The organism is Streptomyces sp. NPDC047108 (assembly GCF_040643575.1).
Taxonomy (GTDB): Bacteria; Actinomycetota; Actinomycetes; order Streptomycetales; family Streptomycetaceae; genus Streptomyces.
This window is the reverse complement of sequence record NZ_JBEYUP010000017.1, coordinates 92,895-108,687: the sequence shown is the minus strand read 5'-3', so window position 1 is coordinate 108,687 and position 15,793 is coordinate 92,895. Positions and strand designations below refer to the sequence as shown.

General features: G+C 73.9%; 12 protein-coding genes. 9 read left to right on the top strand and 3 right to left on the bottom strand.

Features of this window, described 5'->3' with window-relative positions:
* The first annotated feature begins 2 nt into the window (after positions 1-2).
* Positions 3-1,691: an acetolactate synthase large subunit gene (locus ABZ822_RS26075; RefSeq protein ID WP_360859023.1), complete on the top strand. Its 1,689-nt coding sequence runs from the start codon at positions 3-5 to the stop codon at positions 1,689-1,691.
* 91 nt (positions 1,692-1,782) lie between these two features.
* Here ABZ822_RS26075 and ABZ822_RS26070 read toward each other — a convergent pair whose 3' ends face one another.
* Positions 1,783-2,475 carry an AIM24 family protein gene (locus ABZ822_RS26070; RefSeq protein ID WP_360859020.1) on the bottom strand — a complete coding sequence of 231 codons (693 nt, stop codon included), beginning with the start codon at positions 2,473-2,475 and terminating at the stop codon, positions 1,783-1,785.
* Positions 2,476-2,796: 321 nt separating this feature from the next.
* Between ABZ822_RS26070 and ABZ822_RS26065 the strand changes: the two genes are divergently transcribed.
* The 5 genes from ABZ822_RS26065 to ABZ822_RS26045 all read left to right on the top strand — a co-directional run bounded on the left by ABZ822_RS26065 (position 2,797) and on the right by ABZ822_RS26045 (position 9,342).
* Complete coding sequence (locus ABZ822_RS26065) at positions 2,797-3,507, top strand: peptidyl-tRNA hydrolase (protein WP_360859121.1); 711 nt, start codon at positions 2,797-2,799, stop codon at positions 3,505-3,507.
* Between the two features lie 185 nt (positions 3,508-3,692).
* Positions 3,693-4,517, top strand: coding sequence for a DUF4142 domain-containing protein (locus ABZ822_RS26060; protein ID WP_360859017.1), 825 nt, complete (start codon positions 3,693-3,695; stop codon positions 4,515-4,517).
* A gap of 289 nt (positions 4,518-4,806) precedes the next feature.
* The gene (locus ABZ822_RS26055) at positions 4,807-6,228 is read left to right on the top strand and encodes a DUF692 domain-containing protein (protein ID WP_360859014.1); all 1,422 of its coding nucleotides are present in this window, start codon (positions 4,807-4,809) and stop codon (positions 6,226-6,228) included.
* A gap of 287 nt (positions 6,229-6,515) precedes the next feature.
* On the top strand, positions 6,516-7,340 hold the full coding sequence (locus ABZ822_RS26050; RefSeq protein ID WP_360859011.1) for a TIGR04222 domain-containing membrane protein: 825 nt from the start codon (positions 6,516-6,518) through the stop codon (positions 7,338-7,340).
* A 343-nt stretch (positions 7,341-7,683) separates the two neighbouring features.
* Positions 7,684-9,342, top strand: a complete 1,659-nt coding sequence (locus tag ABZ822_RS26045; protein ID WP_360859008.1) for an alpha/beta hydrolase — start codon at positions 7,684-7,686, stop codon at positions 9,340-9,342.
* A gap of 73 nt (positions 9,343-9,415) precedes the next feature.
* Here the strand turns inward: ABZ822_RS26045 and hemQ are convergent, their stop codons facing one another.
* Both hemQ and hemG read right to left on the bottom strand, forming a co-directional pair.
* Complete coding sequence (hemQ, locus tag ABZ822_RS26040; RefSeq protein ID WP_360859005.1) at positions 9,416-10,147, bottom strand: hydrogen peroxide-dependent heme synthase; 732 nt, start codon at positions 10,145-10,147, stop codon at positions 9,416-9,418.
* Between the two features lie 4 nt (positions 10,148-10,151).
* Positions 10,152-11,594 (bottom strand): protoporphyrinogen oxidase, encoded by a 1,443-nt coding sequence (gene hemG, locus ABZ822_RS26035; protein WP_360859001.1) that lies wholly within the window; start codon positions 11,592-11,594, stop codon positions 10,152-10,154.
* A 239-nt stretch (positions 11,595-11,833) separates the two neighbouring features.
* Between hemG and ABZ822_RS26030 the strand changes: the two genes are divergently transcribed.
* The 3 genes from ABZ822_RS26030 to ABZ822_RS26020 all read left to right on the top strand — a co-directional run bounded on the left by ABZ822_RS26030 (position 11,834) and on the right by ABZ822_RS26020 (position 15,774).
* Positions 11,834-12,907 (top strand): DUF4349 domain-containing protein, encoded by a 1,074-nt coding sequence (locus tag ABZ822_RS26030; RefSeq protein WP_360858998.1) that lies wholly within the window; start codon positions 11,834-11,836, stop codon positions 12,905-12,907.
* 66 nt (positions 12,908-12,973) lie between these two features.
* Positions 12,974-14,371, top strand: coding sequence for an FAD-dependent oxidoreductase (locus ABZ822_RS26025; protein ID WP_360858995.1), 1,398 nt, complete (start codon positions 12,974-12,976; stop codon positions 14,369-14,371).
* Positions 14,372-14,574: 203 nt separating this feature from the next.
* On the top strand, positions 14,575-15,774 hold the full coding sequence (locus tag ABZ822_RS26020) for a hypothetical protein (protein WP_360858993.1): 1,200 nt from the start codon (positions 14,575-14,577) through the stop codon (positions 15,772-15,774).
* Positions 15,775-15,793 lie beyond the last annotated feature (19 nt).

Genomic DNA, 15,793 nt, shown 5'->3' with positions numbered 1-15,793 from the left:
GCATGACACCCCCCGGCACCCGTGACGACGGCGCACCGGCCGTCACCGAGGACGTGGCCCACCTGCTGGTGCGCTGTCTGGAGGCCGAAGGTGTCCGGTACGTCTTCGGGATCCCCGGCGAGGAGAACATCCGGTTCGTCGACGCGCTGAGCGGCTCCGGCATCCGCTACGTCCTCGTACGCCACGAGCAGGCCGCCTCGTTCATGGCCGAGATCCACGGGCGGCTGACCGGCCGGGCCGGGGTGTGCTCTGCCACGCTCGGTCCCGGTGCGATCAATCTGCTGCTGGGCACCGCGGACGCCATGACCAACAGCTCGCCGCTGGTGGCCCTGGCCGCGCAGGGATCTCTGGAGCGCCTGCACAAGGAGTCCCACCAAGTCATCGACCTGGTCGCGATGTTCGCCCCCGTCACGCAGTGGTCGGCCCGTATCCAATGCCCCGACGCGGTGCCCGAGATGGTGCGCAGGGCGTTCAAGACGGCCCAGAGCGAGCGGCCGGGGGCGGTCTTCCTGGCCGTCCCCGAGGACATCGAGGCCACCACGCCGAAATCACCGCTGTCCCCGCTCCAGATCGACGTGGTGCACGCCGACGCGCCCTCCTCCTCGCAGATCGAGCGGGCGGCCGACGTGCTCGCGTCCGCCCGCCGGCCGGTCGTCCTCGCCGGGCACGGCGCCGCGAGGGCGGAGGCGTCGGCGGCTCTGGTCCGCTTCGCCGAGCGGCTGAACGTCCCGGTGGCGACGACCTTCCACGGCAAGGGCGTCTTCCCCGACGACCACCCGCTCGCCCTCGGCGCCGTCGGTTTCATGCGGCACGACTACACCAACTTCGGCTTCGACACCGCCGACACCCTGATCTGCGTGGGGTACGAACTCCAGGAGTTCGACCCGGTGAAGATCAATCCGGACGGCGACAAGCGCATCCTCCACCTCCACCGCTTCCCCGCCGAGGTCGACGTCCACTACCCGGTGACGGTCGGCGTGCAGGGCGACCCCTCGCACGCCCTGGACGCGCTGGCGGCCGCCGTGGCCAAGCCTTTCCCGTACGACGCGTCGGGCGAGCGCGTCCGGACCCTGCTCTCCGAGGAGCTGGAGTACGGGCGGGGCAGTGACGCCTGCCCGCTCGTGCCGCAGCGCGTGGTGGCCGACGTGCGCGCCGCGCTGGACCGCGAGGACATCGTGCTCGCCGACACCGGCGCCGGGAAGATGTGGATGGCGCGGCTGTACCCCGCGTACGCACGCGACACCTGCCTGCTCTCCAACGGCCTCTCCACGATGGCGTTCGCGCTGCCCGGCGCGATCGCCGCGAAGCTCGCCCGCCCGGAGCGGCGGGTGCTGGCGATGATGGGCGACGGCTCGTTCCTGATGAACTCCCAGGAGCTGGAGACAGCCGTGCGCGAGGGTGTCCCCCTGGTCGTCCTCGTCCTGGTCGACGAGGAGTACGGCCTGATCACCTGGAAGATGGAGCTGGAACTGGGCCGCCACAGCCACACCCGCTTCACCAACCCGGACCTCGTGGCGTACGCGGAGAGCTTCGGCGCACGGGGCCACCGGATCACCTCGGCCGGTGAGCTGCTGCCGGTGCTGCGCGAGGCGCTGGACGGTGACGGGGTGTCGGTCATCGCCTGTCCCGTGGACTACGCGGAGAACCTGCGCCTGACCGATCGTCTCGGCGCACTCCACGGCCCGTTCTGAGCACCCGCCCCCTGGCAGCGGCGAGGGCCCGTCAGCTCGTGCTGACGGGCCCTCGCTGATGCCGGGGTCGCGGTCGGTGCCTCGTCCGCCGTCACTCCCCTGAGGAGGACGACGACGCCGCCGAGCTCGCGGTGACCTCGCTGGGACGGACGATCACGAACCCTTCGCCCTCCAGCTTCAGTTGCATCGTCTCGCCCGAACCACCGCGGATCATCGAGCCGAAGCTCTGGGAGCGGTTCAGGGAGGTCTGGAGCTGCGAGCTCCAGCCGACGACCGCGTCCGTGTCGACGAAGACGGGGGCGGACGGAGAGACCGGGATGACGATGGGGGCGCCCTCACAGGTGACGCCGAGCTTGCCGTGGCCGGTGAAGACGCTGTTGAACAGGCCGCCCCCGGCCATGCCCGCACCCTTCACGGTCTTGACCTCGTACGAGATCGTCGGGTCGAAGCACAGCACATGGCGCCCGTTGACGGTGAGGCTGTCGCCCGGGGCGAGGTCGACGATGAAGCAGTTGGCGGCCTCGTGGGCGAACCACACCTCGCCCTGGCCGCGAACGGCCATGAGGGCCAGGCCCTCCCCGGTGACGGCGCGCTTGAGGAACGAGCCGACGCCCTGGCCGTGCTTCTCGAAGCCGAGGTCGCCGCGGAAGGCGATCATCGCGCCCTGCCGTGCGTAACACTCGCCGTTGAGCGTGTACTTGATGGACTTCTGGTTCTGCAGGGTCATCCCCAGCTCGGTGGACGGCTGGGCCATGTTGTGGGACGCGAAAAGATCACTGTGCATGGAGGCGATCGTCCCCCGGAACCACCCGGTCCGGCCAGGGGCCGTGGTACTCACATGGTGAGTACGGGCGCCTGACGCGGTGGTGAGCGCTGCTGGCAGACTGGCCCCGTGACCAGTGCCGACGCCTCCGGACGCCCTGCCGAACGCCCCGCTCCCCGTGGACCTGCCGCTCCCGCGGGCCCGGCCGCCCCCGAAGGGTCCGCGGCTCCAGTAGGATCCGCCGCTCCCGCAGGACCGGACGGGCCGAATCCGCCCGCCCGCCCCGCCGGCGGCCACGACGCCAGGCCCGCCGTCGCGGGCACCAGCCCCTTCGAGCACGAGGTGGCCGCGCGCGACGCCGCCCCGCAGTTCGTGCTGCCGCTGGTGGTCCGGATCGAGAAGGCCGCGCCCCCGCCCCGTACGGACGCCCTGGAGGCGGCGGCGCGCGCGGTCCTCGTCCTGCTGTCCGACGAGCGGTCGGTGCGCGAGGACGGCGCGTGGTTCACGACCGTACGAGACTGGCAGGACGCCAGGATCCGCAAGGTCGTCCGCCGGGCGCGCGGCGCCGAGTGGCGGCGCACCGCGGACCTGCCGGGCATCACGGTCACGGGCACGGAGGCCGAGGTACGGGTCTTCCCGCCGGTGCCGCTCGACGGGTGGCCGAAGGAGCTGGCGAAACTGCAGGTCTCGGGCACCGAACTGGACGACCCGGAGCCGCCGTCCGCCCCGGAGGCCGGCCTTCCGGTGCTGTGGCTCAGCCCGGAGATCTCCATGTCGGCGGGGAAGGCCATGGCGCAGGCAGGGCACGGGGCGCAGCTCGCCTGGTGGGAACTGCCGGACGCGGAGCGCGAGATGTGGCGTGCGTCGGGCTTCGCGCTCGCGGTGCGCACCGCGGACCCCGCGCGCTGGGCGGACCTCACGCGCAGCGGCCTGCCGGTCGTACGGGACGCGGGGTTCACGGAGATCGCGCCGGGCTCGTGCACGGTCGTCGCCGACCATCCGGCGCTGAGGAAAACGAATGAGCCGGGCAAGACGGCCATGCCGGGCCGATAGCCCGGATCCGGCTGAACGCGGGGCATATCCGCTCGGTTCTCAACGGCGCCCCCCGGCCGGCCCGGGCGCTTCGGTGACACGCCTTGACCGACCCCTCGGTTCACGCTTGGCTGACGCAACCCGGGCTCCCCGGCAGCCGACCGGGCCCGTGACGCGCGTGCCGCGAAAGGAGCATGCGAGACACCTTGCGACACATCAACGGAACGAAGCTCATCGTCGCGGCGCTCGTCGCGACGCTCGTCGCGCTGATCTTCCCGGTCTGGTCCTACGCCGACCGCTCCGGCACCGGCAAGGCGGAACTCGACGCCGGAACGGTGAACACCCGGTGGGGCCCGCTCTCCGCCCAGGACCGTGACTTCCTGGTCAAGGTGCGACTCGCCGGACTCTGGGAGCTCCCCGCCGGGCAGCAGGCCATGGAGCGTGCGCCCACCAAGGCGATCCGCGACTGCGGCGACCACCTGATCGTCGGGCACACCGATCTCGACGAACGCGTGCGCTTCGCGGCGGGCAAGCTCGGCGTCGAGCTCCCGAACGAGCCGAACGATCAGCAGCAGGGCTGGCTGCGGGAGCTCACCGAGGCACAGGGTGTGACGTACGAGCGGAAGTTCGCGATGCTCCTGCGCTCCGCGCACGGCAAGGTCTTCGGACAGATCGGCGCGGTCCGCAACAACACCCGCAACACCCTGGTCCGTCAGCTCGCCGACGCCGCCAACGTCACGGTGCTGGACCACATCACCATGCTCGAGCGGACCGGGATGGTGGATTTCGACGCCATCGCGAACGACGCGGCGACCGCCCCGCCGGCCCGCCCGACCGGCCCGCCGCCGCCGTCCTCGACGATCGTTCCCGCCCCGATCCCCATCGCGCCGGGCGACGAAGTCGAGACGACGTCCAAGCCGTCGGCGAGCCCGACGGGCGAGTCCACGGCCGACTCCACGACGAAGCCGCAGCTCGGTTCGCGGTCGGGGAGCGGCACGGACCACGGCACGGGCTCCGGCGACGGGAACTGACGGGACCTCCTGACGCACGCCGGACGGACGGCCTGCGGCGGCCCGTCGACGGGACACCGCGGCCGACGCCCGTCGGAACCGCGTCCGCCCGCGCGCGGGGACGGCGTCGCGCGGCGCCCGTACGCAGGAACACAAGGACGGCGGACGGCGGGACAGCCGGGAACCCCTCGCCCGCGACCGCCGTCGAACCTCAAATCAAGCTCTGAATCACAGCTCGTCAGGATTCGACCTGGCATGCCGGGGCCATCACCCGGGCAACCGTCGAACACGCGAGGGGAGGAGGCCGACCATGGAGAAACTGGGTACCGGCATCGGATGGCGGCCCGAGATCGCCGACACGGTGGCGGAGCTGCCCGGCCTCGACTGGGTCGAGGTGGTGGCGGAGAACATCTGCCCGGGTCACCTCCCCGAGCCGCTGCGGCGGCTCCGCGAGCGCGGCACCACGATCATTCCGCACGGTGTGTCCCTGGGGCTCGGCGGCGCCGAACGCCCCGACCCCGAGCGCCTCGCCTCCCTCGCCGAGCGCGCCGATGCGCTGGGCGCACCGCTGGTCACCGAGCACATCGCGTTCGTACGGGCGGGCGGGGCGCTGACCGCGTCGCCCCGGCTGGAGGCGGGTCATCTGCTGCCGGTGCCGCGGACCCGCGACGCGCTCGACGTCCTGTGCGAGAACGTCCGGATCGCCCAGGACGCCCTGCCGGTCCCGCTGGCGCTGGAGAACATCGCGGCGCTGATCTCCTGGCCCGGCGAGGAGATGTCCGAGGGGCAGTTCCTGGCCGAGCTGGTGGAGCGTACGGGGGTGCGGCTGCTCATCGACGTGGCCAACCTCCACACCAACCACGTCAACCGCGGCGAGGACCCGGCAAAGGCGCTGGACGAGCTGCCGGTCGAGGCCATCGCGTACGTGCACGTGGCGGGGGGCGTCGAGAAGGACGGCGTGTGGCACGACAGCCACGGACACGCGGTGACCCAGCCGGTCCTGGACGTCCTCGCGGAGCTGCGGTCGCGCGTCGATCCGCCGGGCGTGCTGCTGGAGCGGGACGAGGACTTCCCGGCGGCGGAGGAGCTGGCGGGCGAGCTGGCCGCGATCCGCGAGGTGCTGGACGCCGGGCCCCCCGGCGCAGGCGTGGCGCGGGCGGGCAGCGGCGGGCACCGGCCTCCGGTCGAACCGGCCGCGGGGTGTGCACGTCAGCGGGTCGGGCTGGCCCAGGCGTCGCTGCTGTCCGCGCTCGTGGCGGGAACCCCGGCTCCGGAGGGCTTCGACCGGCAGCGCCTGCGCGTGCAGGGCCGCGCACTGGCCGCCAAGCGGGCGGATGTCGTGGCGAAGGTCGCGCCCGAGCTGCCGGAGATCCTGGGCGCGGGCTTCCGGAGCGCGTTCCTCGGCTATGCCCAGGGGCACCCGATGACCGGTGGATACCGCCAGGACGCGCTGGATTTCGCGGAGTTCCTGCTGTCGCTGCCCACGCGGCCGACGGCCGCGAAGACCACACCGACGAGGCTTGCGACGGCGAAGGGCACAACGACGAAGAGCACCGCGGCGAGGAACGGCGCGGCCGCGAGGCTCGCGGCCCGGAACCCGGTGTCGGACCCGGCGGTACGACGGCGGCTCGACGCCTGGTGGCTGGAGCGTTCCGGTCCCACACCCCTGCCCACCGGCCGTTTCGCGCGGATGCTGGTGACGGCGCTGCGGGGACGCGTACGGGCTGCCTGACACCGGGCGCGTACGGGCGGCCCGGCACCCGGACGTGAACGGGCGGCCCGGCACCCCGGCCGCCACCGGGTGCGGCGGGCGACGCCCCGAGCATGAGATGTCGCCAACACCCCAGAAGCCCATAGAGCGAAGCTTTCCCCCATAACAGACATAAGCGATCGAAAAGGCGTCGCGACCGTACGGAGAACAGCGCAGCGCGACACGCATCGTGACTCCCGGCAGTTCCCGCGTCCGCATCCTGGAAGAAGGCTGGCGCTTCACAGCATCCCCTCAGTAGAAACACGGGTATGTGGGTTCTGTTCCTTCTCGTCGCCTGCGCCGCCGCCGTCGCCTCGGCGGCGCGCCTGATCCACGCGGCGGCCACCGCATCGCGCGTGCCGGGGCGGGCGGCGGGAGCGGTGTTCGGCGCCGCCGACCGCGACACGGAACTGCCCGGCCCCGCCGCCGTCTCCGTCTACGAGGCCGCGTTCCTGGCCGGAGGCCCACGCCGGGTCGCCGACCTCACACTGCTCTCCCTGGCCCGGCAGCGCCGCCTGCTGCTCGCCCACACGGGCTGGGCCACGGTCGTCGACCCCGACGGCGGTGACGACCTCGAACGATCGGTGATCACGGCGATCGGACCGGACGGCCAGTCGCGGGTGTCCGCGGTCCGTACGGCACTTGTGGCCGCGGAGGCCGTACGGGCGCTCGCCGACCGGCTGGTGGCGGCCGGTCTCGCCGTCCCGTCCACGGCCGTCACGAACATCGCCACGGCCGTACGGCAGGCGCAGTTCGCCGGACTGCTGGTGCTCGTCACCGGCGCGGTGTCGGTGTTCATGCTGCCGCCGGACACCGGAGCGGCCCCCGTCGTCGCCTGGTTCGCGCTGCCGCTCGTGCTCGTCACGGGCGCCCTGGCCATAGCGCAGCTCGAGATGCGGACGAGCAGTCTGTGGGCGTCACCGGCCGGCATGCGGCTGCTGGGGAGGATCGCCGCCGACTCCGCCAGCCGGAGCGGGGAGGGATCCGGGGGTCTGACAGCGTTCGCCGTACGCGGCCCCGCCGCCCTGAAGGACCCCGAGCTGCGCGCCGCCCTCCAGGGCGGAGGCGACGTCCGCCCGCGCACGGAGCGCTGACCGCCGCAGGCAGGTGCGCCGGGTCGCGCCCTCGGCACAGTGCCCCGCGCCGGCGAACCGTCCCTTCCGCATCGCCCCGTCCCTTCCCCCTGCCCGGCCCGCGACGGCCGGCGAACTGCCGCTGCGCCGACCGAGTGACCGCCACGTGTCAGTGACCGGCCCCGGCGATCTCCGCCGACAAGATGATGAACGGCCCAGTTCCCCGCTCCCTCGAGCCGTCGCCGACCTGGGCCGGACACCCGTCGCCGCGTCCCGCCCGGCGAGGCCCGCGCGGCACGTCCATCACATCCGGTTGAAGCGGACGTTCCCGAAGAAGCGGCACGTCCAGACGAAGGGATGACGCGTGAGAGCTGTAGCGCTGTACGGCGCCCTCGGGTCGCTGGTCCTCACCGCACTCGCCACCGCCCCCGCCGGCAGCGCCACTCCCCCGCGCGCCCCGGGCGACCAACCCCCGGCCGAGGCCGCGTGGAGCGTTCCGGACGAGGACGCGCCGGAGGCCCGCGGCACCGCCACCGCGGCCGCCCGCGCCGCCGCGGCCGGCATCACCTGGGGCCGCTGCCACAAGACCGAGAACCTGCCGAAGCCGGTGCAGTGCGGCACGGTGTCCGTGCCGATGGACTACGCGCAGCCCGACGGCAGGAAGATCTCCCTGACCGTCAGCCGTGTCGCCGCCACCGGCCCGCAGAAGGAGCGCCAGGGCGCGCTGGTCTTCAACCCGGGCGGCCCCGGCGCCTCGGGCATGGAGTTCCCGCTCTACGGCGAACTCGCGGAGTGGCGGCCGCTGGCCAAGGCGTACGACTTCGTCGGCTACGCACCGCGCGGTGTCGGCCGTTCCGCGCCGCTGTCCTGCCAGAACCCCGCCGAGTTCATGAAGGCCCCGACCAACGCGCCCATCCACCCGGACGAGGCGTACAAGACCGTCCGCAAGAACCGGGCCAAGGAGTACGCACAGGGCTGCTCGCTCCGCGGTGGCGCCGTCCTGCGCCACTACACCTCGCTCAACAACGCCCGCGACCTCGACGTCGTCCGGGCGGCTCTCGGTGAGAAGAAGATCAACTTCGTCGGGGCCTCGTACGGCTCGTACTTCGGGGCCGTCTACGCGACGCTCTTCCCCGGCCACGTGCGCCGCATGGTCTTCGACAGCGCGGTCAACCCCGACCCCCGCCAGATCTGGTACCGCAACAACCTCGACCAGTCCGCGGCCTTCGAGAACCGCTGGGCCGACTGGCGCCGCTGGGTCGCCAAGCACGACGACGTCTACCACCTCGGCCGGACGCAGCAGGAGGTGCTGAGCTCCTACGAGAAGGCGCGGACGAAGACCGAGCGCACCCCGGCGGGCGGGAAGGTCGGCTCGGCGCAGCTCCAGTCGGCGTTCCTGAAGGTCGGCTACTACGACGCGTTCTGGCCGCGGCGGGCGTACGCGCTGTCGGAGTACCTGCGGGGCAACGACAAGCCGCTGGTGGAGCAGGCGAGTCCGGCGGCGGTGGGCGCCGAGGCCGAGGAGAACGGCAACGCCGTCTACACCGCCGTCGAGTGCAACGACGCGGCCTGGCCCACCGAATGGCGCGTCTGGGACGAGGACAACACCCGGCTCGCCCGCACCGCCCCGTTCGAGACCTGGGACAACGCCTGGATGAACCTGCCCTGCGCGTTCTGGCCGGAGAAGCAGCAGAAGCCGCTCGACGTACGGACGGCCGCCGGCGCGCTGCCGCCGGTCCTGATCCTCGCCGCCGAGCGGGACGCGGCGACGCCGTACACGGGCGCGCTGGAGCTGCAGCGGAGGCTGTCGGGAGCGTCGCTGGTCACCGAGCGGCGCTCGGGCACCCACGGGATCGGCGGCGGCGAGAACGCGTGCATCAACCGCCACTGGGAGACGTACCTGCTGACCGGCCGGACGCCGGGACGGCACGCGGCGTGCGGTCCGCACGCCGAGCCCGAGCCGGAGACGCAGGCGGAGAGGGAGCGGCGCGACCGGCGCGCCATCCCCCGGCCGGTGATCTGACGCGAGACCTGCCCGCACACGGCGACGGCCGGACCCCTCGTGGGGTCCGGCCGTCGCCGTGTGTGCGGGCCGCTCAGGCCAGTCCGGCCACCAGCTCGGCGACCGGCTTGCGGCGCCCGGTGTAGAAGGGCACCTCCTCGCGGACGTGCAGCCGCGCCTCGGAGGCCCGCAGGTGGCGCATCAGGTCGACGATGCGGTGCAGTTCGTCGGCCTCGAAGGCCAGCAGCCACTCGTAGTCGCCGAGGGCGAAGGAGGCGACGGTGTTGGCGCGGACGTCCGGGAAGCCGCGGGCCATCTTGCCGTGGTCGGCGAGCATCCGCCGCCGGTCCTCGTCGGGGAGCAGGTACCAGTCGTAGGAGCGCACGAAGGGGTAGACGCACACGTAGTCGCGGGCGGTCTCGTCGGCGAGGAAGGCCGGGATGTGCGACTTGTTGAACTCGGCGGGGCGGTGCAGCGCCATGTTCGACCAGACCGGCTCCAGGGCGCGGCCGAGCTTCGTGCGCCGGAAGAGGTTGTACGCCTCCTGGAGCGCGTCGGCGGTCTCCGAGTGCCACCAGATCATGACGTCCGCGTCCGCCCGCAGCCCCGAGACGTCGTACGTGCCGCGCACGGTGACGTCCTTCGCGGCGAGCTGCGCGAACAGCTCGTCGACCTCGGCGGCGTACCCGGTGCGGTCCTCGGGCAGGACGTCGCGCAGCCTGAACACCGACCAGAGGGTGTAGCGGATGACCTCGTTGAGGTCCTTGGCCTTCTTGCCGGCGTTCGGGCCCCTACCGGCCGCGGGGTTCTCAGGAGCAGCAGTCATGCCCTCATTCTCGCTCGCTCCCGCCCGTGCCCTCCGCCAGGGTCGCCACCAGCTCGTCGGCCGCGGTCCGCGCGCTCGCGATGCACGCCGGGATGCCGACGCCCTCGTACAGCGCGCCGCACACCCGCAGGCCCGGCACCTTCGCCACGTGCTCGCGGATCCGGGCCACGCGGGCGAGGTGGCCGACCGGGTACTGCGGCAGCCCGCCGTCCCAGCGGGTGACGGCGGTCCCGACGGGGCGGGCGGCCACGCCCGTGGCCTCGCGCAGGTCGTCCAGCGAGAACCGGACCAGCTCGGCGTCCTCGTGCTCGAGAACCGCCTCCTCGCCATGGCGCCCGACGGAGGTGCGCAGCACGAAGAGGCCGGGGTCGGCATCGCCCAGCCAGCCCCACTTACGGCTGGAGAAGGTGGACGCCTTGATCGTGCGGCCGTCGACGGGCGGGACGAGGAAGCCGCTGCCCTCGGGCAGCGCGCCCAGCTCGTCCCGGCGGAAGGCCAGGGTGACCAGGGCCATGGAGGCGTACTCGACGGCGTCCAGCTCTGCGGCCGCGGCCGGGGACTCGGGGCCGAGCAGGCGCGCGGCCTCGGGGGCGGGTACGGCGAGGACCACCCCGTCGGCCTCGATCAGCGTGTCGCCGGCGACGATCTCCCAGCCCCCGCCCGTACGGACCATGCGGTGCACGGCGGTGCCGGTGAGGATCTCGCCGCCCGCGGCCCGTACGGCGTCCGCGACGGCGAGCGGCAGCCGGCCCACGCCGCCGTCGATGCCCATGAAGACCGGGCCGGCGGGGGCCTGCGCCGCGCGGGCCTGGAGCGCGCGGACGCCCTCGGTCAGGGAGGTGTGGGTACGGGCGGCCTCGAAGAGCTGGGGGACGGCGGCGCGCATCGAGATCCGGTAGGCGTCGCCCGCGTACACGCCGCCGAGGAGCGGTTCGACGAGCCGGTCGACGACCTCGCGGCCCAGGCGCTCGGCGATGTACGCGCCGACGGCGACGTCCTCGCCGGGCTCCGTACGCGGCAGTTCGGCGTCCTGCTCGATGCGGGCGAGGCCCTCCGGCGAGATCACCCCGGACGCGGCGAGCGGGGCGAGATCGCCGGGCACGCCCATCACGTGCCCCTTCGGCATGGGCCGCAGCTCGCCCCGCGTCCAGATCGAGGCGGAGGCGGTCGCCGTGGTCCGCAAGGCGTCGGCCAGGCCCGTCTCGCGCGCCAGATCCACGGCCTCCGGCCGCCGCGCGAGCATCGATTCGGCGCCGAGGTCGACGGGCACGCCCGCGATCTCGCCCGCGTGCAGCTTGCCGCCGACGCGTCCGGACGCCTCCAGGACCGTGACCCGCAGTCCCGCCGCGGTGAGCCGGTGCGCTGCCGCGAGACCGGCGATACCGCCGCCGACGACCACGATCCGGCTGCCCGCGCGCTGTTCCGTACGACGCTCGGCGTGCTCCATGACCCCACTGTCTCAGACCCCGTAACGAGTCCCGACCGTGACCTCTTCGGGACCGCGGACCGGCAACCCGTCCCGGGCGGCCCCCGTCCAACGGGCAGTTGACGTCACCGGCCCTTGGGGGGACCACGATGCCGCGTCCGTTGCTCAGCCCGCCGTCCGCGCCACCCTGTGCGACACCGCTCCGGCCTCCGTACGATCCGCCACCCGTCCGCCCGCGCGCACGGCACCGCTCGCGCGTCGTGCTCGCCGGTGTCCTGCTCACCGCCTCGCTCGGCCTCGCCGCGTGCGGGAGTTCCTCCGACTCCGCGTCGGACGGGACAGCCGCGAAGGAGGTGGCGCGCAGCGAGGCGGGGCCCGCCGCACCGGGCGCGGCGCAGGACCGGAAGGCCGCACCGCCGGAGGGGGCGGCGCGGGAGGGAGCGGCCGACGCCGCCGGGCAGCGGCCGGGCGGTACCGGTGACGCGAAGGCCCCGGCCCGGCAGGCACCGCCCGAGCCCGGCCCGGCGCACGTCATCCGGACCGCCACCTTGTCCGTACGGGTCGGGTCCGTCCCCGGGGCGGCCGACGAGGCCCGTACCGCCGCCGAGAACGCGGGCGGCTACGTCGGGGACGAGACGACCGACCGCGACCGGGACGGCCACGAGCGGTCGAGCGTCGTGCTGCGCGTGCCGCAGGCGGAGTTCGAGCGCGTCCTGGACGACCTCGCAGGGACCGGGAAGCTGATCTCCCGTCAGGTCGAGGCGCGGGACGTGACCGACCGGGTCGTGGACGTCGAGAGCCGCATCAAGTCGCAGCAGGCGAGCGTCGCCCGGGTGCGCGAGCTGATGGACCGGGCCGGGAACCTGTCGGACATCGTCACCCTGGAAGGCGAACTGGGCACCCGGCAGGCGGAGTTGGAAGCGCTCAAGGCCCAGCAGAAGTCGCTGAGGGACCGTACGGCCATGGCGACGATCACGCTGCGGCTCACCGAGACCGCACCCCGCCCGGACGACGGCGAGGACGACGGGACCGGCTTCACGGACGCCCTCGGCGGCGGCTGGAACGCCTTCGTGACGACGGCGCGCCTGCTGGCGGTCGCGGCCGGAGCCGTCCTGCCGTTCGCCGCCGCCCTGATGCTGCTGGTCCTGGTCTGGCGCGTGGCGCGGGCACGCCTGCCCCGGAACGGCCGACGGGGCGTCACTCCCGCGCCCGCGGTGGCCGTCCCCGGCCCCGCGCGCCCCGGGCCCGCGCCCGAGTCCGGGTCCCCGGCGGAGGCGGCCGCGGCCGCGGAAGGACCCCGAGCGGGCTCCCCGGAGGAGAACCGGGAGGACTGACCCGCCCCGCGCCCGTAGCGTGGACCGGAGCGCGCACACCGCGCGCCCTTGAGGAGGGACGACGCGATGACGGCGCGGGCGCAGCGGCTGGTGGTCATCGGCGGGGACGCGACGGGCATGTCCGCCGCGTCCCAGGCGCGCAGACTGAAGGGCCCCGGTGAGCTGGAGATCCTGGCCTTCGAGCGCGGGCACTACACCTCCTACTCCGCGTGCGGCATCCCGTACTGGGTCGGCGGCATGGTCTCGGGGCCCGGCGGCCTGGTCGCCCGTACACCCATCGAGCACCGCAGGCGCGGCATCGGGCTGCGGCTGCGCACCGAGGTCACCGAGATCGACACCGCCCGCCAGCGCGTACGCGTCCAGGACCTGGAGAACGGCGACGGCGAGCACTGGGAGGGCTACGACCATCTGGTCGTGGCCACCGGTGCCCGCCCGCTGCGCCCGGACATCCCCGGCATCGACGCGCCGGGCGTGTACGGCATCCAGACGCTCGACGACGGACAGGCCCTGATCGGCGGGCTCCGGGAGCGCGGCTCGGGGCTGCGGACGGTCGTCGTCGGCGCGGGCTACATCGGCGTCGAGATGGCGGAGGCCCTGGTGAACCGCGGCTGCCGGGTCACCGTCCTGGAACGCGCACCGCAGCCGATGTCCACGCTCGACCCCGACATGGGACGGCTCGTGCACGACGCGATGCGCGGGCTGGGCATCGAGACGGTGACCGGCGCCGAGGTCACCGAGATCCGGACGGACGAGGACGGGCGGGCCTCGGCGGTCGTGACCAAGGACACCGAGTACCCGGCCGACGTCGTCGTCCTCGGCCTGGGCGTACGGCCCGAGACCCGGCTCGCCCGCCGCGCCGGGCTGCCGCTCGGCGATGCGGGCGGCCTGCTCACGGACCAGGCGATGCGCGTGCGCGGACACGAGAACATCTGGGCGGGCGGCGACTGCGTCGAGGTGCTGGACCTGGTCTCCGGCCGCCACCGCCACATCCCGCTCGGCACCCACGCCAACAAGCAGGGCCAGGTCATCGGGACGAACGTGGGCGGCGGCTACGCGACCTTCCCGGGCGTCGTGGGCACGGCCGTCAGCAAGGTCTGCGACCTGGAGATCGCCAGGACCGGCCTGCTGGAGTCCCAGGCGAAGGAGGCCGGGCTGCAGTACGTGACGGTGACGGCCGAGTCGACGAGCCGGGCCGGGTACTACCCCGACGCCCGCCCGATGACGGTGAAGATGATCGCCGAACGCGGCACGGGACGGCTGCTGGGCACGCAGATCGTCGGCCGCGAGGGCGCGGGCAAGCGCGTGGACATCGCGGCCGTGGCCCTGACCGCCGGGATGACGGTGGACCGGATGGTCATGCTCGACCTGGGCTACGCACCGCCGTTCTCGCCCGTGTGGGATCCGGTGCTGGTCGCCGCGCGCAAGGCGAAGGCGGCGGTGGCGCGAGACCTGCGGGGGGAGTGACCGCGGGCGCGGCACCGCCCGCGGGGAGGACCGACCGCAGGCGAAGGACGGCGGCCGAACCGCAGGCGAAGGACGACGGCCAAGGGGACCGACCGCGCCGCCCCCGGGCCCACCAGGCGTCCCGTGAGCCCGTGACCACCGGCCTTCTCCCCGGCCCGGACCCGGCGGGCCGCCACCGGCCCGTCCGGGCGATAATCGCCCCCATGCCCGAGCTCACCCGGGCGGTACCCACCGCCCCCGCACCGCCCCGCGCGCCGCGCCGCGAACGCGTCACCACCGCCCTGCGGGCCGCCGCGCCCGCGCTCCAGGCGTACGCGGCCGTGCGGCTGCTGGGTCTGCTCGTGCTGGCCGCGGCCGCCGGCGTCGCGGGCAAGGACCCGCACACGCTGCTCAGCGCGCGCTGGGACTCCCTCTGGTACGCGCGGGTCGCCACCCAGGGCTACGGCTACGAAGCGCTCACCCCCGACGGCGCCGTCCACTCCAACCTCGCCTTCTTCCCCCTCCTCCCCGCCCTGGAGCGGGGCATCTCCGAGATCACGCCGCTGAGCGTCCCGGACGCCGGGCTCCTGGTCTCCTGGACGGCCTCACTGGTCGCGGCCTGGGGGATCTACGCGGTCGGCGCCCGTCTCCACGGACGGCGCGCGGGTGTGCTGCTCGCCGCGCTGTGGGGCGCGTACCCGACGGCCTTCGTGCAGTCGATGGCGTACACCGAGACCCTGTTCACGGCCCTGGCCGCATGGGCGGTGTACGCGGTGCTGACCGAGCGCTGGATCGCGGCGGGCACCCTGGCGGTGTTCGCGGGGCTCACCCGGCCGTCGGCGGTGGCGGTCGTCGCGGCGATCGCCATCCCGGCGGCGGTCACCCTCGTCCGCGCGTACCGGGGCGGCTCCCGCCCGCGGGAGCTGGTACGCGAGCACGGGCGGATGCTGCTCGGCGTCCTGCTCGCCCCGCTGGGCTGGCTCGCGTACGTGCTCTACGTCGCGGTGCGCAACGGCAGCCTCTTCGCCTACTTCGAGGTCCAGGGGCAGTGGGGGAACGGCTTCGACGGCGGCCGGGCACTCGCCGGTTTCGTCTGGCAGAACCTCACGACGAACGTCTTCGCGGGGCTCGGGCTCTGCGCCGCGCTCGCCCTCGTCCTCTGGCTGCTGTGGCTGCTGGTGCGGCAACGGCAGCCGCTGCCGGTCGTGGTGTTCACGGCGGCGATGGTCTTCGTCTCACTCGTCGGGGCGGGCTACTTCGGGTCCCGGCCGCGTCTGATGATGCCGGCCTTCCCGCTGCTGCTGCCCGCGGCGCTGGCGCTGGTCCGGCTGTGGCGGGCCCGGGCCGCCGCGGTCCTCGCGGCGGCGGCCGCGGCCTCCGCCGCGTACGGCGCCTTCACGCTGCTGGGCCCTGGCCCGCCCTGACCCGGTACGCCCTGACCGG